Annotated in this window: 14 protein-coding genes and 1 pseudogene; 12 read left to right on the forward strand and 3 right to left on the reverse strand. The window is 63.8% G+C overall.

The genetic code is table 11. The features are described 5' to 3' along the window. Nucleotides 1-108: 108 nt before the first annotated feature. On the reverse strand, nt 109-990 hold the full coding sequence (locus AB5K84_RS02890; protein WP_038966679.1) for an SDR family NAD(P)-dependent oxidoreductase: 882 nt from the start codon (nt 988-990) through the stop codon (nt 109-111). Nucleotides 991-1,350: 360 nt separating this feature from the next. Here AB5K84_RS02890 and AB5K84_RS02895 point away from each other — a divergent pair, with 360 nt between their 5' ends. The 11 genes and pseudogenes from AB5K84_RS02895 (at nt 1,351) to cydB (ending at nt 12,095) form a co-directional block, all read left to right on the forward strand. Then, the gene (locus tag AB5K84_RS02895) at nt 1,351-2,406 is read left to right on the forward strand and encodes a catalase family peroxidase (RefSeq protein ID WP_038966678.1); all 1,056 of its coding nucleotides are present in this window, start codon (nt 1,351-1,353) and stop codon (nt 2,404-2,406) included. Further along, nucleotides 2,403-2,965 (forward strand): annotated as a pseudogene (locus tag AB5K84_RS02900) (cytochrome b). Before AB5K84_RS02895 ends, AB5K84_RS02900 begins: the two are co-directional and overlap by 4 nt. 63 nt (nt 2,966-3,028) lie before the next feature. Then, entirely contained in the window at nt 3,029-3,529 is a 501-nt protein-coding gene (locus AB5K84_RS02905) for a Dps family protein (RefSeq protein WP_038966677.1), read from the forward strand. Between the two features lie 343 nt (nt 3,530-3,872). Further along, nucleotides 3,873-4,472 (forward strand): HdeD family acid-resistance protein, encoded by a 600-nt coding sequence (locus tag AB5K84_RS02910; RefSeq protein ID WP_011083121.1) that lies wholly within the window; start codon nt 3,873-3,875, stop codon nt 4,470-4,472. Between the two features lie 3 nt (nt 4,473-4,475). After that, the gene (fdhD, locus tag AB5K84_RS02915) at nt 4,476-5,312 is read left to right on the forward strand and encodes a formate dehydrogenase accessory sulfurtransferase FdhD (RefSeq protein WP_441232371.1); all 837 of its coding nucleotides are present in this window, start codon (nt 4,476-4,478) and stop codon (nt 5,310-5,312) included. 18 nt (nt 5,313-5,330) lie between these two features. Further along, nucleotides 5,331-6,017 carry a YoaK family protein gene (locus AB5K84_RS02920; RefSeq protein WP_011083119.1) on the forward strand — a complete coding sequence of 229 codons (687 nt, stop codon included), beginning with the start codon at nt 5,331-5,333 and terminating at the stop codon, nt 6,015-6,017. Nucleotides 6,018-6,184: 167 nt separating this feature from the next. After that, nucleotides 6,185-7,621, forward strand: a complete 1,437-nt coding sequence (fumC, locus tag AB5K84_RS02925) for a class II fumarate hydratase (protein ID WP_011083118.1) — start codon at nt 6,185-6,187, stop codon at nt 7,619-7,621. A 73-nt stretch (nt 7,622-7,694) separates the two neighbouring features. Then, entirely contained in the window at nt 7,695-8,099 is a 405-nt protein-coding gene (locus tag AB5K84_RS02930; protein ID WP_011083117.1) for a hypothetical protein, read from the forward strand. Nucleotides 8,100-8,141: 42 nt separating this feature from the next. Then, on the forward strand, nt 8,142-9,680 hold the full coding sequence (mqo, locus tag AB5K84_RS02935; protein WP_011083116.1) for a malate dehydrogenase (quinone): 1,539 nt from the start codon (nt 8,142-8,144) through the stop codon (nt 9,678-9,680). 19 nt (nt 9,681-9,699) lie between these two features. Next, the gene (locus tag AB5K84_RS02940) at nt 9,700-11,106 is read left to right on the forward strand and encodes a cytochrome ubiquinol oxidase subunit I (RefSeq protein WP_011083115.1); all 1,407 of its coding nucleotides are present in this window, start codon (nt 9,700-9,702) and stop codon (nt 11,104-11,106) included. A 2-nt stretch (nt 11,107-11,108) separates the two neighbouring features. Further along, entirely contained in the window at nt 11,109-12,095 is a 987-nt protein-coding gene (gene cydB, locus AB5K84_RS02945; protein ID WP_011083114.1) for a cytochrome d ubiquinol oxidase subunit II, read from the forward strand. An 80-nt stretch (nt 12,096-12,175) separates the two neighbouring features. Here the strand turns inward: cydB and AB5K84_RS02950 are convergent, their stop codons facing one another. Further along, nucleotides 12,176-13,423, reverse strand: a complete 1,248-nt coding sequence (locus AB5K84_RS02950; protein ID WP_011083113.1) for an oxalate decarboxylase family bicupin — start codon at nt 13,421-13,423, stop codon at nt 12,176-12,178. Between the two features lie 248 nt (nt 13,424-13,671). On the opposite strand from AB5K84_RS02950, the gene AB5K84_RS02955 reads away from it, so the two are divergent. Beyond that, complete coding sequence (locus tag AB5K84_RS02955) at nt 13,672-15,963, forward strand: FdhF/YdeP family oxidoreductase (RefSeq protein ID WP_011083112.1); 2,292 nt, start codon at nt 13,672-13,674, stop codon at nt 15,961-15,963. A 23-nt stretch (nt 15,964-15,986) separates the two neighbouring features. Here AB5K84_RS02955 and AB5K84_RS02960 read toward each other — a convergent pair whose 3' ends face one another. Beyond that, on the reverse strand, nt 15,987-17,837 hold the full coding sequence (locus tag AB5K84_RS02960) for an ATP-binding protein (RefSeq protein WP_011083111.1): 1,851 nt from the start codon (nt 17,835-17,837) through the stop codon (nt 15,987-15,989). Nucleotides 17,838-17,843: the final 6 nt, after the last annotated feature.

Here is a 17,843-nt window from a genome sequence, read left to right on the forward strand (position 1 = left end):
CCTGATTACAGAAACGACCGGGAGCTTATATCGATGCGTCGAAACGAGCGCCGCGGCTGGTCTTCGGTCTCGCCTGATCACGAATGTGCGACGCCACGACACCCAGCCCTATCCGATGGACGCGGGCTTGAGAATGTCGTCCAACCCGATCCGGCGGAGAAGTTCCATGCGGACGCTGTCGGCGATGGCGTTGACGGCTGCGGCTCCGTCGTCGTCAGGACCGAAATGAACTCTCAGCGGCCGTTGTCCGAATGGCATGCCGACGACATCGGCTATGGCGGTCGCGACGTCTTGCGGAGTTCGATCCTTCGCCGGAAGCTGCGCAAGTGCCGATTGCGCGATCTCGCTCACGTCGGCCGTCGGACCATCCGCGTATTCCTCGGCCCGCGCCGTGTCGAGCGGTCGGCCGGAGCGAATGTAGTGGCCGGGTCCGAGCGCACTGGGGACCACGATCGTCGTCTCGACGCCCCAGCGCGCGAGCTCGCCCGCATAGCCGAGCGCCAGTGCATCGAGGGCGGCCTTTGACGAAGCATAGGCTCCCAGGAAAGGAACCGAGGCGCCACGTGCGCTGCTCGATGAGACCCAAATCAGCAGGCCCTGGCCCTGCTTGCGCAACTGGGGCAATGCGACCCGATTGACCCGTTGCGCATTCAGCACGTTGGTGTCGTAGAGCTCGGCAAGCTGGTCCGGCGTAAAGGCCTCCGCCGGTCCGTAGATGACCTGTCGGGCATTGTGCACGATCACGTCGAGGCGGTTGTTCTCGGCGACGATGGCATCGATGGCGGAATTCACGGAGGCTTCCGAGGCGACGTCGAACGCGATGGTTCGGAGTTCCGCGCCGTGCTTGCCGGCGTCCTCGACGCCGTGATCATCGTGGCCCTTCGTTTCCTGCATTGAAACGTAGACCGTGTGGCCGGCTTGCGCCAATGTCTTGCAGGTGCTTCGTCCGATGCTGTTTGCAGCTCCTGTGACGATGATCACTTTGCTCATTCGAACCCCAATCGCACTCCAGCTTCCGCAAAGACGCCAGCGTCGTCGCGACACGTTCATCGTTCGTCGACCGACCGCTGGCCTTGTGCGAAGAGCCATTGAACTAGGCCCCGGCGCAAAGCGGGTCTTTCGAGCCCGGTGAGTGATTTTCAGATCGCACGAAATATTTCGAGAAAGCCCGAAATCCGGCGAGGACGAGCCCCGCAGACTGGGCAAGCGCGAACGTGCCTTCGCGAAATTGGCGATCCGGTTTCAGAAGATCGCGGCCGTGGTCGCCAGCTACAACGGAACCCGAGCCGCTCGACAGAACGGGCCGTGGGGCCGGATTGCGGGGCGGCTTGCGTATTGCAAGGAGCAGCGATGAATCAGTCAGGCAACCTGCCGCGCTCGAGGCTCGGCTCGCTGGTGCTGATTGTGGCCGTCCTCGGGGGCGGTGCTGCCGCGCTTGCCTACACTGCTGGGTGGCTCTCGCCCGGGCGCCTGACGCCGGATCGGATGATCGCGGCGCTCACGCCCCCGAGTGGCCCGCCACTCGGGCACCGGCGAAATCATGCCAAGGGAATCTGCTTCACCGGCGTCTTCGAGGCGAACGGGAACGGCGTGGAACTCTCGAAAGCCAGGGTCTTCGAGCGAGGCACGTATCCGGCTCTGGGCCGCTTCAATCTCGGCACTGCCGATCCGAACGCCGTGGACGCAACCGCGCGCGTGCGCGGTTTGGGATTGCAGATCGCAACGGCGGATGGCGAAGAGTGGCGGATGGCGATGATCAATCCGCCGTTCTTTGCAGTCTCCACGCCGCAGGCGTTTCACGACCTGTTGATTGCATCCGGCAAGAAGGACCCGGAGGCGATGAAGATTTTCATCCAGGTCAATCCGGAATTCGCCGCCTTCGCGGCCTGGGCCAAAACGGCGCCCTGGACCGCGAGCTATGCGGAGGAGCCTTACCACGGGCTCAATAGTTTCAACTTCACGGATGCGAAGGGCGCAGAGCATGCGGTGCGATGGTCGCTGCTGCCGACGGCGGAGGTCGTTCCTCTGTCACAAGCCGAGCTGGAAAAGCGCGGTCCCGATTTTCTCGAGCAGGAGATAGCGGAACGGGTCCGGATCGCCGGCCCGCAACGCTGGACCATGGTCACGACCGTCGCCGATCCTGGTGATCCGACCGCGGACCCGAGCAAGCCCTGGCCTGAGGGCCGCCGTACGGTGCAGGTCGGAACGCTCATCGTGCAGCGGATCGAACCGGAGCGGGATGGGCCCTGCCGCGACATCAACTTCGATCCGACCGTGCTGCCGCAGGGAATCCGGGTGTCGGACGATCCTTTCCCGGCCGCGCGCTCGTCGGTCTACCGCAAGTCCTACGATTTGCGTGCGGCCGAAGCCCGGGATTATCCTCGAACCGAGACCGCCAGGCCATGAGCAATGCTCCTCATCGTTTCGCCCTGCTTCAGCGGCTCCTGCACTGGTTGATGGCAGTCTGTATTATCGCCATGCTCTTCATCGGCGTCGGCATGGTGTCCACCGTGGCGCCGACATATCTGCCGCTGATCCTGATCCACAAGACGCTCGGCGTCACTCTTCTGGCTCTCGTCGTGATCAGGTTGGCTCTGCGGCGCCACTACAGCGCGCCACCGTTGCCGGCTGATCTTCCGCCGGCGATGAAGCTGGCAGCACGTTTGTCGCACCAGCTCCTGTATGGCTTCATGATCGTGATGCCGTTGCTGGGGCTCGGCATGCTTTGGGCTGCGGCCTATCCAGTCGTTCTGTATGGCGACATTCGAATTCCGGCGTTGCTGCCGCAGAGCGACCGCCTGCACACGCTGTTGTGGAATGCCCATGTCTATCTGGGCTTTGCGTTCTTTGCCCTCGTGCTGCTGCATCTCGCGGCAGGGCTGTTCCACGCGTTGATCCGCCGCGATGGCTATTCGGAACGATCGCGCTCCTGCCGTTGCGGAACAGGACGACGCCGGCGGAATGAAGCCCTCGTGCGCCGGCGAAGCATGCGGTTAAAGTTTTTCAACCTCCAACAAGGATGACGACAATGAGCAAAGCGGATCTCCAGAGCCCGACGGATCTCGGGGCCAACGCGAACCGGGACATTCCAGCCGCGTTGAGAGCGCTGCTGGCCGATGTCTTCGCGCTGTACCTGAAGACCAAGAACTTCCACTGGCACGTATCGGGTAGGCACTTCCGCGACTATCACCTGCTGCTCGACGAGCAGGCCGAGCAGATCTTTGCCATGACCGACGACATTGCCGAGCGGGCGCGCAAGATCGGCGGCACGACGCTGCGCTCGATCGGCCATATCGCGCGCGAGCAGCGCATTCTCGACAACGACGCGGATTATGTCGAACCCCAGGACATGCTCGCCGAGCTGCGCAGCGACAACCAGCAGCTGACGCGGGAAATGCGTCGGGTCCACGAGCTTTGCGACGAGTATGGCGACGTCGCCACCGCAAGCCTGCTGGAAAACTGGATCGATGAGACGGAGCGGCGGATCTGGTTCCTGTACGAGACCGGACGAAGCGGCCCGAATTCGTAGGCACAGGATGCCGGGTCGATGACGAGCTTGCCTTGGTGATCGACCTGGTGTCGAAGGCGGCCGATCGCTGCGACGCCGCGGAAGCGAGGGCGACCTTCGCTTCCGCGCAGGGGTGGTTGGAAGTCCATGCGCGACTCTACCATCTCACTGCCGTTGCATCTGCCAAAGATGGCTGCAGACCTGCCTTGAACGCTCGCCGTTTGATCGTGAGCCCACCGAAAAGACCCGCATCGTGCGGATGAAACAATATCGCGGCATTCTCGAAAGATGACCCCGAGCGAAACTCTGTACGCTTGCTCCCATCCATGACCGCTAGGCCGGTCGCACGTACAAGGGTCAAGTCATGACGGACATGTCGAACTCGAAGGCGTCGCTCGGAAGAGCCATTCACGCGATTGCCGGAAAATGGGGCTGGTTCGTTGCACTGGGGGTTGGCGAACTGATCCTCGGCGGCATTGCGTCGGCCAATCTGATGGCGGCGAGCTTGGCCTCCGTGCTCGTCATTGGAGCGACCATGGCAGTCGCCGGGATCTTCCAGATCGTGCATGCCTTCTCCGTGCACGGCCTGCGGGGTTTCCTGTTCTGGCTGTTCGCCGGGATCATCTATGGCGCCGCCGGAGCCGTCATCCTCTACGATCCGCTACTGGCTTCGTTCACACTGTCGCTCGCAATGTGCGCTTTCCTGATCGTCGCCGGGGTGACGCGGATCTGGGTAGGCTTCCATATGCAGCCGGCCGCAGGCTGGCGCTGGATAGTGGCCGCCGGCGTCGTGACGTTCTGCGTCGGCGTGATGCTGGTTGCAGCCTGGCCGACCATTGGCCTGTGGCTGCTCGGTGCGATGCTGGTCGTCGATCTGATCTTCCAGGGATGGGGCTTCATTGCGTTCGGGCTCGCCCTCAGAAACCGGGCCTCGCGACATTCGGCCGAGCCGGCGACGGTGTGAGCCATGATGACGGGTTCGACATTCACGCGGCACCGGGAGATCGCCTGGCGCGGCGGCCGCACGAGGTCGACGTCGCGATTGGTCGCCGAGGAGAGCGCCATCGCGCTGACCTACAACGGGTCGACCCATGCGGTGATGATGGGGACGCCGGCCGATCTTGAGGATTTCGGTGTCGGCTTCAGCCTCACCGAAGGAATCATCGGCTGCGCAAGCGAGATCAGGAGCATCGAGCTGATCTCGAACGAGCTTGGCGTGGAAGTGCGGATGTGGCTCGATGGCGACCGCGCTGCGTCCCTGGCCGCGCGCCGCCGCGCCATCAGCGGTCCGGTCGGGTGCGGGTTATGCGGCATCGAAAGCCTCGAACAGGCACGTCGCGCGCCGTCGCGGGTCGAGAGCCCCGGCATTGCCTTTCACGCACGGGACCTGCTGAGCGCCATGCAGGCGCTGTCTCCTCTCCAGACATTGAACCAACAGACGAGATCCGTTCACGCAGCGGCCTTCTGGCATCCTCGCGCCGGCATTGCCGTGATCAGGGAGGATGTCGGCCGGCACAATGCGCTCGACAAGCTCGCCGGTGCAATCGTTCGCGACGGCAACTCGGCTCGTGACGGCGCTGTGCTGCTGACGAGCCGCGTTTCGGTAGAGATGGTGCAGAAGGCTGCGATGATCGGCGCGCCGGTCGTCGTTGCCGTTTCCGCGCCGACCGCGCTCGCCATCCAGACAGCGAACGAGGCGGGAATCACGTTGCTCGCCGTCGCCCGCGATGACGGATACGGCGTATTCACGCATTCGCGCCGCGTTCTGCTGCCTGAAGAGGCCGCGCCGCCCGCCGGCTGCTGACCTCGCGGACCCGCGAACATGGCGATGCAAGCCGCATCAACGGAGGCCTTGGCCGAGACGCGCGTCGAGGCCTACGCTCCGGAACGATCGCTGCTGGTTGCCTCTCTCCTGAGCATGTCGGGGGGCTTCCTCGACGCCTTCACGTGGCTGTCGCTGGGCGTCTTCGCGAGTTCGCAGACCGGCAATGTCGTCTTCCTCGGGATCGATGCCCAGTCCGGGCAATGGCTGCGCGCGCTTCACCATCTCCTTCCGATCGTGGCGTTCGTCCTCGGGGCGGTGGTGGCGGCCCGCACCCGGGCGGCGCTGCGCTGTCTCGTCGGAGAAATCGTCTGCCTTGCCACGGCGATGCTGCTGCTTCATCGCGTTCCCGATCAGATCGTGATTCTTGTCATCTCCTTCGGCGTCGCGTTGCAGTCGGCGAGTTTCAGGCAGGTTGGACGCTGGAAGTATCTCTCGGTCACTGCCAGTGGAAACATGCTCCGTGCCATCGATCAGTTCGTTGCCGCGTCCGATCGCGATGCGGCGCGCGGCGGTGGAGCGATGGTTGCGATCTGTCTGATGTTCCTGCTGGGAGCCGCCGTCGGTGGCTGCGTGACGAAGTGGCTGGGAACCTGGAGCCTCGCTCTGCCGATCGCATTGTCGGTGTGCGTTCTCTGGCTCTGCCGGCATCGAAGCCATCAACATTGGAGCCGTGCGATTGTCTGAGTGTTCCGCACGCGCAACGCGCGTTCGCTCGCTGCAAGCCGAGGCGCCCACCATGCCATTCGGAAAAAGGACGTTCGTTCGCGGAAGCGTGTGCGCTGTGCCGTCCGTACACTTTAGGTCGGCGCCGCAAGAGTGCTCCCGACATCAACTGCCACGAGAGGCAAAGGATGAACGACCTCCGCAAAGAGACAGACAGCCTGGGTGAAGTGAACGTTCCCGCGGACAAGCTCTGGGGCGCGCAGACGCAGCGCTCGCTCGAGCATTTCAGCATCGGCCGGGACCTGATGCCGCGCGAAATGATCCAGTCCTACGCGATCCTGAAGAAAGCGGCCGCGAATGCGAATTACGCTGGCGGCCGTCTCGACGGCAAGATTCACAAACTGATCGTCCACACCTGCGACGAGATTCTCGCCGGCCAGCATCACGACATGTTTCCCCTTCACGTCTGGATGACGGGTAGCGGAACGCAGTTCAACATGAACGTGAACGAGGTGATCTCGAACCGATGCTGCCAGCTTGCTGGCACGGCGCTCGGCAGCAAGCTGCCGGTTCATCCGAACGATCACGTCAACATGTCGCAGTCGTCGAACGATAGCTTCCCGTCGGCCATGTACATCGCGGCCGCGATGAACGTGACGCAACGGCTGGTTCCTGCGGTCGAAGCTCTGCACGATGCGATCGCGGCGAAATCGAACCAGTGGGACGACATCGTCAAGATCGGCCGAACCCACATGCAGGATGCCACACCCCTGACGCTCGGGCAGGAGTGGTCCGGTTATGCCGCGATGCTCGCCGACGGTCTGGCGCGCATCGACGACGCGCTCAAGGGCGTCTTCCGCCTCGCGCTGGGCGGCACCGCCGTGGGCACCGGGATTAACGCGGCGCCGGGCTTTGCAGAAGCCGTCGCAGCCGAGATCGCGCGGTTGACGGGCCTGCCCTTCGTCAGTGCGCCGAACAAGTTCGCCGTGCAGGGTGCACACGACGCGCTGGTGCAGCTCTCCGGTACACTGCGCACGCTCGCCGGCTCGCTCTACAAGATCGCAAACGACATCCGCCTTTTGTCCTGCGGTCCGCGCGCGGGCTTTGCCGAGTTGCGGATTCCCGAGAACGAGCCGGGCTCGTCGATCATGCCGGGCAAGGTCAATCCGACGCAGGCTGAGGCGCTGACGATGATCGCCGTGCAGGTGATGGCGAACGACGTCGCCGTCGGGTTCGGTGGCGCCGGCGGCTACCTGGAGATGAACGTCTACAAGCCGCTGATCATCCACAACATCGCGCAATCCGTCACCATCCTCACCGACGGCTGCACGAATTTCCGCACCTTTCTGGTCGAGGGTACCGAGCCGAACCGCAAGAAAATCAAGGAGTATGTCGAGCGGTCGCTGATGCTCGTGACCGCCCTGGCGCCGGTGATCGGCTACGACAAGGCATCGCGGATCGCGCATTACGCGATGGACAACGATCTCACGCTGAAGTCGGCGGCGCTGAAGCTCGGCTTCGTGACCGAGCCGGAGTTCGACCGCATCGTGGATCCCGCCAAGATGGTCAAGCCCTACGTTGCCGAGATCAAGGTGCCGCTCGCAATCGGTGCGAAAACCGGTTGAAGGGAGCAAGGGCCATGATGCGGCCCGCACCACACCGCGCGGGCAACGCAGCAACCATGCAAGGAGAGACACGATGATCCGCTGTGTGCGTCTATGGACCGGAGAGGATAACAACTCGCATTTCGAGGAAGGTTTCCTCGAGCTGGAGCCGGGCCAGCGTGGCGATTTTCTGACCGGCAAGTTCGATGCCGTCAGCGTCTCCTTCCAGGAGACGGAATCAGGCGGGGCTTTTGCCTGGCACACCGCGCCGATCCGGCAGCTCGTGATCACGCTGAGCGGAACGCTCGATTTCCAGACGCGTGACGGCCACCACTTCCTGATTCACCCCGGCAACGTCCTGCTTGCCGAAGACACCGCCGGCTCGGGGCACAGCTGGAAATTGACCGACGATTCGTCCTGGCGCCGTGCCTACGTGATCCTGCGGCCGGGAGCAGATGTGCCGTTCCGCGCCAAGACGCGGCAATCGGTGCAGGCCTGATCGAGCTATCCGGAACAGCAACACCCAACGAAGGAAAAAACCATGCCAGCAGCTTCCGACCGCGAAACTGACGTCGTTCTCATTGGCGCAGGCATCATGAGCGCCACCCTCGGCGCGTTCCTCAAGGAGCTCGAGCCCTCCCTGACGATTCAGATGCTCGAGACTCTCGATGATTGCGCGCAGGAGAGCTCGGACTCCTGGAACAACGCCGGTACCGGCCACGCGGCGAACTGCGAGATGAACTACACGCCGCAGCGGCCCGACGGCAGCATCGACATCTCCAAGGCGCTCCAGGTCAACGTCGAGTTCGATCTGTCCCGGCAATTCTGGTCTTATCTCATCGGGCGGGGCGCGATCGCCGACCCCCGGTCCTTCATCCATCCGGTGCCGCATATGAGCTTCGTGCACGGCACGGAGAACGTCGAATTTCTCCGGAAGCGGTTCAAGGCGATGTCGGCCCATCATTGCTATGAGGGCATGGAGCATACCGAGGATCCCAGGAAGATTGCCGAATGGGCGCCGCTGGTGATGGACGGACGGAGCGGCGACGAGCCGGTCGCCGCAACGCGGATCATCACCGGCACCGACGTCGATTACGGCGCGTTGACGCATCTGCTGGTTGGTCATCTCGTCAGCCAGCCGGGTTGCGCGGTCCACTACAACAGCTGCGTCACCGGTCTCGTCCGCGAGCAGGGCGGCCGCTGGCGGATCGAGGTGCGGGACACCGCGAGCGGCGAAACGCGGTCGGTCCGCGCAAAATTCGTCTTCATCGGTGCCGGCGGCGGTGCGCTGCCGCTGCTGGAGAAATCCGGCCTTCCGGAAGCACGCGGTTATGGCGGTTTTCCGGTCAGCGGGATCTGGCTGCGCTGCGACGATCCGGAGATCAACAAGCGTCATCATGCCAAGGTCTACGGCAAGGCCGCGGTCGGCTCCCCGCCGATGTCCGTGCCGCATCTCGATACGCGCGTGATCGGCGGCAAGCACTCGTTGCTGTTCGGCCCTTATGCGGGCTTCTCGAGCAAATTCCTCAAGCACGGCTCGCTGCTGGATCTGTTCGAGTCCATTCGTCCTGCCAACGTCAAGCCGCTGCTCTCGGTGGCGCGCGACAATTTCGATCTCACCGAATATCTGGTCGGGCAGGTGCTGCAATCCGAGAGCCACCGGCTTGCGGCGCTCGACGAATATTTCCCGAAGGCCGACCCGAAGGACTGGAGGCTGCAGGTCGCAGGCCAGCGCGTCCAGATCATCAAGCCCGATGTCAAGCGCGGCGGTCTGCTCGAATTCGGGACCGAGCTCGTCGGCGCGGACGATCATTCGCTGGTCGCGCTTCTCGGCGCCTCGCCGGGCGCCTCCACTGCGGCGTTCATCGCCATCAGCGTGCTCGAAAAGTGCTTTGCCGGAGAGCTGACGGCGAGCGCCTGGCTGCCGAAGCTGAAGCAGATCGTCCCGTCCTATGGTGTGTCGTTAATCGACGACGCGGATTTCTGTCGTCAGATTCGAGCGACGACGGCGGAGGTCCTCAAGGTCGACAACATTCCGCAGCCGGCCGCACGCGCGCCGGCGGCCGCGAAGCGGGCGTGAACGAACGGGAGAATGTCCGATGGATCCGACGGCACTCCTCCTGTCGCGGCTGCAATTTGCCTTCACGATCTCGTTCCACATCATCTTTCCGGCGTTCACGATCGGGCTTGCCGCCTGGCTCACCGTGCTCGAGGCAATGCACCAGTACAGCGGCAAGCCCGTCTACCGGACCCTGTTCGAGTTCTGGCTCAAGATCTTCGGCGTCGCCTTCGGCATGGGCGTCGTCTCGGGCGTGGTGATGGCGTTCCAGTTCGGAACGAACTGGAGCGTGCTGTCGAAGATGTCGGGGCCGATCCAGGGCCCGCTGCTCTCCTACGAGACATTCACCGCCTTCATGCTGGAGGCAGGGTTCTTCGGCATCCTCATCTTCGGCCGGCCCCGGGTGCCGCCGTGGTTCTACCTGTTCTCGACGGCGATGGTCGCGCTCGGAACCACGCTTTCGGCGTTCTGGATCATGGTCAACAACAGCTGGATGCAGGTGCCGACCGGCTACGTCCTGCAGAACGGCCAGTTCGTACCGAACGATTGGGCGCAGATCATCTTCAATCGCGTGGTCTGGGTCCGGTTTCCGCACATGCTGCTCGCGTCCTATCTGACCGGCGCATTCTGCGTGGCTGCAACCGGCGCATGGTATCTGCTGCGGCGGACCTATCGCGCCGAGGCCCATGTGATGCTGCGGATGGGCCTTGCGCTTGCGGCGGTGCTGCTCCCGGTCCAGCTCTTCATCGGGCATCTCGTCGGCGACTATGTCCACGACTACCAGCCGGCCAAATTCGCCGCGATCGAGGCGCGCTGGCATGACGAGCAGCCGGCCTCGGAGGTGCTGATCGCAATTCCCGATTCGAGCACCGAGTCCAACAAATATGCGATATCGATTCCCGTGCTCGGGAGCATCATCGGCAGCATGAGCCTGACGTCGAAAGAGGTCGGCCTCACCAGCTTCGCGCCGCAGGACCGGCCGCCGGTGGCGATCCCGTTCTTCGCCTTCCGCGTCATGGTCGGCTGCGGCTTCGTGATGCTGGGGCTCGCGTGGTTCGGGACCTGGCTCGGCCTCAAGCATCGGCTCGATCGGAGCCGCCTGCTGCTGTGGGGCATCTTCCTCAGCTTCCCGCTGCCGTGGATCGCGATTCTCACCGGCTGGTACACCGCGGAGGTCGGCCGCCAGCCGTGGACGGTCTACGGCGTATTGCGGACCGCCGATGCCGTGACGCCGTCTCTGACAGCGGCCGCCGCGACGGCTTCGCTGATCCTGTTCGTTGCTGTCTATGCCTTCATCTTCTCGTTCGGGACTTACTACATCTACCGGCTGCTGCGCGCCGGCCCGGCGGGACTGGGCGGCAAGCCCCTGCACGTTCCCGTCCCCAATCGGCCGATGTCGCTCGCCGACCAGGTGCCGTCGCACAGCTACCTCGAAGCGGGAGAATAGACATGGTGATGTTCTGGGTTGCGCTGCTCGCCATCAGCATCCTGATCTATCTTCTGCTGGACGGGTTCGATCTCGGCGTCGGCATGCTGTTTGGCCTCGCCGATGGCGAGGCGAGGCGTGACGAGATGCTGCGCACGATCGCTCCGGTCTGGGATGGCAACGAGACCTGGCTGGTCGTCACCGGCGTGATCATGTGGGGGGCGTTCCCCGTGGTCTATGCCATGCTGATGCCCGCCTTCTACATCCCGGTCGTGGTCATGCTGCTGGGATTGATCCTGCGCGGCGTTGCGTTCGAATTTCGCGGCAAGGCCTCGCGCTCGCGCCGGGTCTGGGACTTCAGCTTCGCCGTGGGATCGTTTGCCGCAAGCTTCATGCAGGGCGCGATGGTCGGAGCGCTTGTCGAGGGACTGCAATTCTCCAACGGCGAATATGTCGGCGGAACCTTCGGCTGGCTGACCGGCTTTTCGGTCTTGTGCGGGATCGGCCTGTGCTTCGGCTACGCGCTGCTCGGTGTCTGCTGGCTGGTGAGGAAGTGCGAAGGCCCGATCCGCGATGCCACACGGCGTCAGATCCCGTTGCTTGCGGTCGCTGTGCTGGCCTTTCTCGTCGTCGTCTTCACGCATGCGCTTGTCGAGCATCTGCCAATCCTGCGCCGATGGATCGAGCGGCCCTATCTGTTCGTGTTCCCCCTCATCGGCGCGGGCGCCGCCGCAGTGCTCGCGACGAGTATTCTGCGCCACGACGATTATTGGCCGTTCCACATGGTGGCGCTGATCTTCGCATCGGCCTTCGGCACGCTTGCCCTGTCTTTCTGGCCCTATATGATCCCGTTCGTCATCACGATCGAGGAGGCGGCGGCGCCTCATGCGAGCCTCGCCTTCATGTTCTGGGGTGCGGGCCTGTTCGTGTTCCCGCTGATGCTGCTCTATGTCGCGGTGGGTTATCGCGTCTTTCGCGGCAAGACGGCTGCGACGGCGGACCACTACTGACGGCTACAGGCTCGAACCGCGAATATAAGAAAGGCGCCGGTTTCGGCGCCTTTCTCGTTCAGACCGTCTAAGGCCTTGCTTCAGGACTTGGGCATGACGCCCGGGCCGTTGTCCGGCCATTGCGCGATCAGCTTCTCGTCGATGTTGAAATGCTGGGCCACCAGCTTGGGCGGCGTGTGCGTCAGCCAGTTGGAGAGCGACACCTCTTCGTAGCGCGGCGCGCGGAACACGCCGACGAACTGCAGCTCGGTGTCGCCGACATTCTCGACATAATGGCCGAGATTGCGCCGGACATAGCCGATGTCGCCGGCCGAGAAATCCGTCGTCAGCGCGTTGGGGCCGGTGTCGAACACCGTCATCCGCGCCTTGCCCTTGATGTAGTACTGCCACTCGTCGGCATTCGGATGCCAGTGCATTTCCCGGACCGCGCCTGGCGGCATCGTCACCAGCGCCGCGGCGACGGTGGTGGCGACCTTGAAGTTGCTGCTGTCGGCGACGCGGATGCTGCCGGCGGCGCTCTCCTTGACGGGAGGCGAGCTGCCGAGCGAATGGATGAAGGGATAGGGCGGCGCTTCGGCGTGCCTGGAGACCGCCGCGCGATCGTCGGCGAGATCGCCGGGCACCGTACCCTGGAAGATCCAGCGATTGTGCAGCGGGATCTTCGCGAAGGCGTCGGCCGGCACGCCGAAATTCTTCGCCAGCACCTCGGGTGGCGTATGGGCCAGCCAGTCCGTCACCAGCAGCGTGTTGAATTCGTTGGCGTGGCCGTCGTCGAAGCAGATCACGAACTCACAGCCGTCGGGGCCCAAGCCCTGCAGCGAATGCGGCGCGCCCGGCGGGAAATACCAGAGGTCGCCGGCCTTGAGATCGCCGACATAGGGGCGCCCCTGCGTGTCGAGCACGGTGATGCGGCAGGAGCCGTAGGTCATGATCGCCCATTCGGCCGCTTGATGCCAATGCAGCTCGCGGATACCGCCGGCGGACAGGCGCATGTTGACGCCGGAGATTTCCTTCGAGATGGCGAAGTCCTCGACGGTGACCTGACGAGCCCAGCCACCGTTTTGGATGCGTCGCGGCGCATTGTTGAACGAGGCCCAATCCATCGGCAGGCCGCCGACGTCCGTCGCTGGCGGCGTTTGTGCGGAAGGGAATTGCTTGGCCAGTTCGGGATTTTGCGGACCGGGATCGCTCAGGCTCCCGGGGCTCTTGGCGTTGACGGCGCCTTGCGGCGGCTCGTCCGGATTGCCGAAGGTTGCCGCCTGCGCACTGGAACCGACCATGGCGGCGCCTGCCGCGGACATGGCCAGCAAATCACGTCGTGAAAACATGGGGGCCTCTCCTGAAAATCATCGAAAGCCCTCTGTCGCGCGGGGGCTCAAGATGCCCAGCCTAGTTCCTTGCTGCCGGCACAGCTTCCGCGAACGGCTTTCCTTTTTCCGGAATGCACTGGCTGCTTCAGCCGCCCGGCCGGGTTCGAACGTGTGCAATTGAGAAATTCGGCGTCGTTTTGAAAAGACGGCTCTGCCCGCGCGATCCTTAACTGGTTCGGAGAATTGCCATACCGAGAGATATCGAGATGACCACGAAATCGGTTCGTCCCTATCGTGAACCCGCCGGCGGCTGGGGCGCACTCAAGGCGCTTAGCGAAGCACTCCTGGTGCAGCGGGTGCCGCTGAAGGGCGCGGCGACGCTGAGCCGGATGAACCAGCCTGAGGGTTTTGATTGTCCCGGCTGTGCGTGGCCCGATCCGAAGCACACCTCGTCCTTCGAATTCTGCGAGAACGGCGGCAAGGCGGTCGCTTGGGAGGCAACGTCGAAGCGCTGCACGCCCGAATTCTTCGCCGAGCACACGGTCACCGAGCTTACGAGCTGGAACGATTACGATCTCGAAATGGTCGGGCGGCTCACCCATCCGATGGCCTATGATGCCGCATCCGACCGCTATCTCCCGGTCGAGTGGAGCGATGCATTCGACATGATCGGTCGCGAGCTTCGGGCCTTGCCGGATCCGAACATGGCGGAGTTCTACACGTCCGGGCGGACCTCGAACGAGGCCGCCTTCCTCTATCAGCTCTTCGTGCGCGAGTACGGCACCAACAATTTTCCCGACTGCTCGAACATGTGCCACGAGGCGACCAGCGTCGGCCTGCCTTACTCGCTGGGCGTCGGCAAGGGCACCGTGCTGCTGGAGGATTTCGACAAGGCCGATTGCATCTTCATCTTCGGTCAGAATCCCGGCACCAACAGCCCGCGGATGATGACCAGCCTGCGCAATGCGGCACGCCGCGGCGCCTCCATCATCTCCTTCAATCCGTTCCGCGAGCGAGCGCTGGAGCGTTTCCAGGCGCCGCAGAGCCCGATCGAGATGATCACACTGTCGTCGACGGCGATCAGCTCAAAACTCTTCCAGGTACGGGTCGGCGGCGACGTCGCCGTCCTCAAGGGAATCATGAAGATCCTTGTGGAGGCCGACGAAGCAGCCCGCGCCGCCGAGCGGCCGGAGATCCTGGACTGGGATTTCATCCGCGGTCACACCGTCGGCGTCGAGGCGTTGATCGACGATCTCAAGCGCACGCAATGGCCGGACATCGAACGTCAGTCCGGCCTGACGCGCGAGGACATGGAATATGCCGCCGGCGCTTATATGAAGGCCGAGCGTGCCATCCTCGTGTACGGCATGGGCATCACCCAGCACTGGCGCGGCGCGAATAACGTGCAGCAGATCGCCAATCTCGCGCTGTTGCGCGGCAATGTGGGGCGCGAAGGCGCCGGCGTCTGCCCGGTTCGCGGTCATTCCAACGTGCAGGGCGATCGGACCGTGGGGATCACGGAAGTCCCCAAGGCGGACTTCCTCGAGCGGCTGGAGCAGCGCTTCGGCTTCAAGCCTCCGACCGCGCCGGGACACAACGTGGTAACCGCGCTGGAAGCCATGATCCGCGGCGAGGTGAAGGCTTTCTTCGCAATGGGCGGCAATTTTGCCGCGGCCATACCGGACTGGCAGGCGACGCAGGCTGCGTTGCGCAATCTCGATCTGACCGCCTACGTCGCCACCAAGCTCAACCGCAGCCATCTCGTTCATGGTCGTGCAGCCTTGATCCTGCCGTGTCTCGGCCGTACCGAGATCGACGTCCAGGCGTCGGGGCCGCAGTCGATCACGGTGGAAGACTCGATGTCGATGGTGCATGCGTCCGGCGGCCGCAACAAGCCGGCATCGGAGCATCTCCTCAGCGAGGTCGCGATCATCGCCGGCGTTGCCAAGGCGACGCTGGGAGAGCGCACGGTGGTCGACTGGGATGACTTCGTTGCCGATTACGATCGCATCCGGGATGCGATCGAGGCGGTGTTCCCCATCTTCCAAGGCTACAATGCCCGCATCCGCGTCCCCGGCGGCTTCCATCTCACCTCGACGGCGCGTGAACGCATCTGGGCGACGCCGTCGGGCAAGGCGAACTTCCTGGTCTTCGCGGGTTGCGGCGAGGACCCGCCGCAGGGCGATCCCGATTTCCTGTGGCTTACCACCATACGCAGCCACGATCAGTACAACACCACCCTCTACTCGATGTCGGACCGCTATCGCGGCGTGTTCGGTCAGCGCGACGTGGTGTTCCTCAATGAATACGAGCTGAAGAGGCGGGGACTTGTGGACGGCGATCGCGTCGACCTGATAACCGCCTCGACCGATGGCGCCGAGCGGATCGTGCGCAACTTCCGCGTGGTAGCCTATTCCTTTCCGACGGGCTGCTGTGCTGCGTACTATCCGGAGACCAATCCGCTGGTGCCGCTCTACGCCCGCGATCCGCTCAGCTTCACGCCGTCATACAAGGGCGTCCCGATCCGCCTGGTGCGTTCGGCCGCTACCGGGGAATAGCGGCCACGCCGGAAACGTCGCGGTCACGTATCGGCGTTGAGGTCGCAGCGCAGCGAATCCGCCGGCACGGAGACCGGCAGCGTGAACCAGAAGCGGGCGCCGCCACTCGCACCGTTACCCCCGGCGCCGATCCGGCCTCCATGCGCTTCCACGATCGACCGGCAGATCGGCAGTCCCATGCCCATCCCGCTGTCCTTGGTCGTGAAAAAGCTCTCGAAGAGCCGGTCGACATGTTCAACTGCGATGCCGGGGCCGTTGTCCTCCACGGCGCAGCACAACGTGGCCGCGTCCTGCGTGACCGTGCTGATGACGATCCTGCGATCGTCATATCCCGCCTGCGTCATCGCCTGCACAGCGTTGATGGCCAGATTGACGATCACCTGCTGGAGCTGGGTGCGGTCACCGAGCACCTGCGGTGTGGTCGGATCGGGCTGGTGCAGGATCGTTACGCCGCGGGATTCGAGCTCGTGTCGCAGAAAGAGAAGCGCTTCGCGGACGATCTCGTCAAATGACAAGGATGCCTGTTCGGGGACTTTCCGGGAAGCCATCCCGTGAACGCGCGCCACGATGTTCGCGGCGCGCTGGGTATCCACGATGATGTTCTCGATGGTCTTGCGGATCTCGACGATATCGGGAGTGGGCCTGTTCAGCCACCGCAGCCCGGCGGCGCCGTTGGTGGCGATGGCCGCGAGGGGCTGGTTGACCTCGTGGGCGATCGATGCGGTGAGTTCTCCGAGCATCGAGACGCGCGCGGCATGCGCGAACTCAGCCTGAACCTGCTGGAGCTTCTGCTGAGCGCGAACACGCTGTGAAATGTCGATGGTGCCGACCAGGCTGACTTCGAGATCATTGATGGGGCCGACCCGCGCCGTGGTGAAGAGAACGTCGACGACGCGGCCGTCCCACGTGACCATCTTGGTCTCTTCCTCGAAATTCGTCTCGCCGCGATAGCGGGATTCCATCGCCCGCCGGAACGTGTCGGGCCGCTCCTTCCAGCTCTCGGCCATGGAGCGTCCGACATAGCCCTCGACGCCTCCTCCGAACATCTGGATGGCTCGTTCATTGGCCTCCTGAAACGAGAGCGCGTCCATGCAGGTCCGCAGAAACTCGGGATGGCTGTCGAAATAGGCGCCAAGGTCCTTGACGCCCTCGGCACGCAATTTTCGGAACAGCACGACCAGCCTGCTGGCGTCGAGCTGCCGGAATGCGATCGGCATGCGGCTGAACAGATGGCGGTAACGCTGTTCGCTCCGCTCCAGCTCGGTATGGGCCTTCTTCTGAGCGGTGATGTCCATGACCGCGCCGACAAACTCGAACTGGCCCCGGCCGTTCGTCATTCCGCGGGCGACCACGCGTATGGTCCGGATCGAACCGTCGTCCAGCACCAGCCGGTTTTCGTGGGAAAAGTCGCCCCTCTCGTTCACCGCCCGGTCGATGGCCTCGCGTACGGCATTGACGTCATCGGGATGTGTGCGCTTCAAGACGACGGCGAGCGACGGGCGCGATGTCTGTGCCAGATCGAAGATCCTGAACGTTTCATCCGACCAGAAAAGCTCTCCGGTCACGACGTTCCAGCCGAAGCTGCCGGTCTGGCTGAGCTTCTGTGCCTCGGCGAGATAAGCGGCCAGGTGGCCATGCTCGCCTGACCACCTGGTCAGACTGATCGCCGCGAGCGAAGTCGCGAGAAAGGCGGCGAGAGCGATCGTGGTGGAATTGAAGCCGAGCAGTGACCAGGCGAAGGACAGCAGGCAAAGGGCAACGCTGCTCCAGGCCCACAATGGAGTGCGATCCTGTTTGGCCCAGTCTTGGAGCAGACGGCGCCACCATCGCTGGAGCTGTACGAAATTAGGGCCATCCAGGCGTTCGAGCGTCATGCGGGA

It is taken from the genome of Bradyrhizobium sp. 1200_D9_N1_1 (assembly GCF_052075915.1).
Taxonomy (GTDB): domain Bacteria; phylum Pseudomonadota; class Alphaproteobacteria; order Rhizobiales; family Xanthobacteraceae; genus Bradyrhizobium; species Bradyrhizobium diazoefficiens.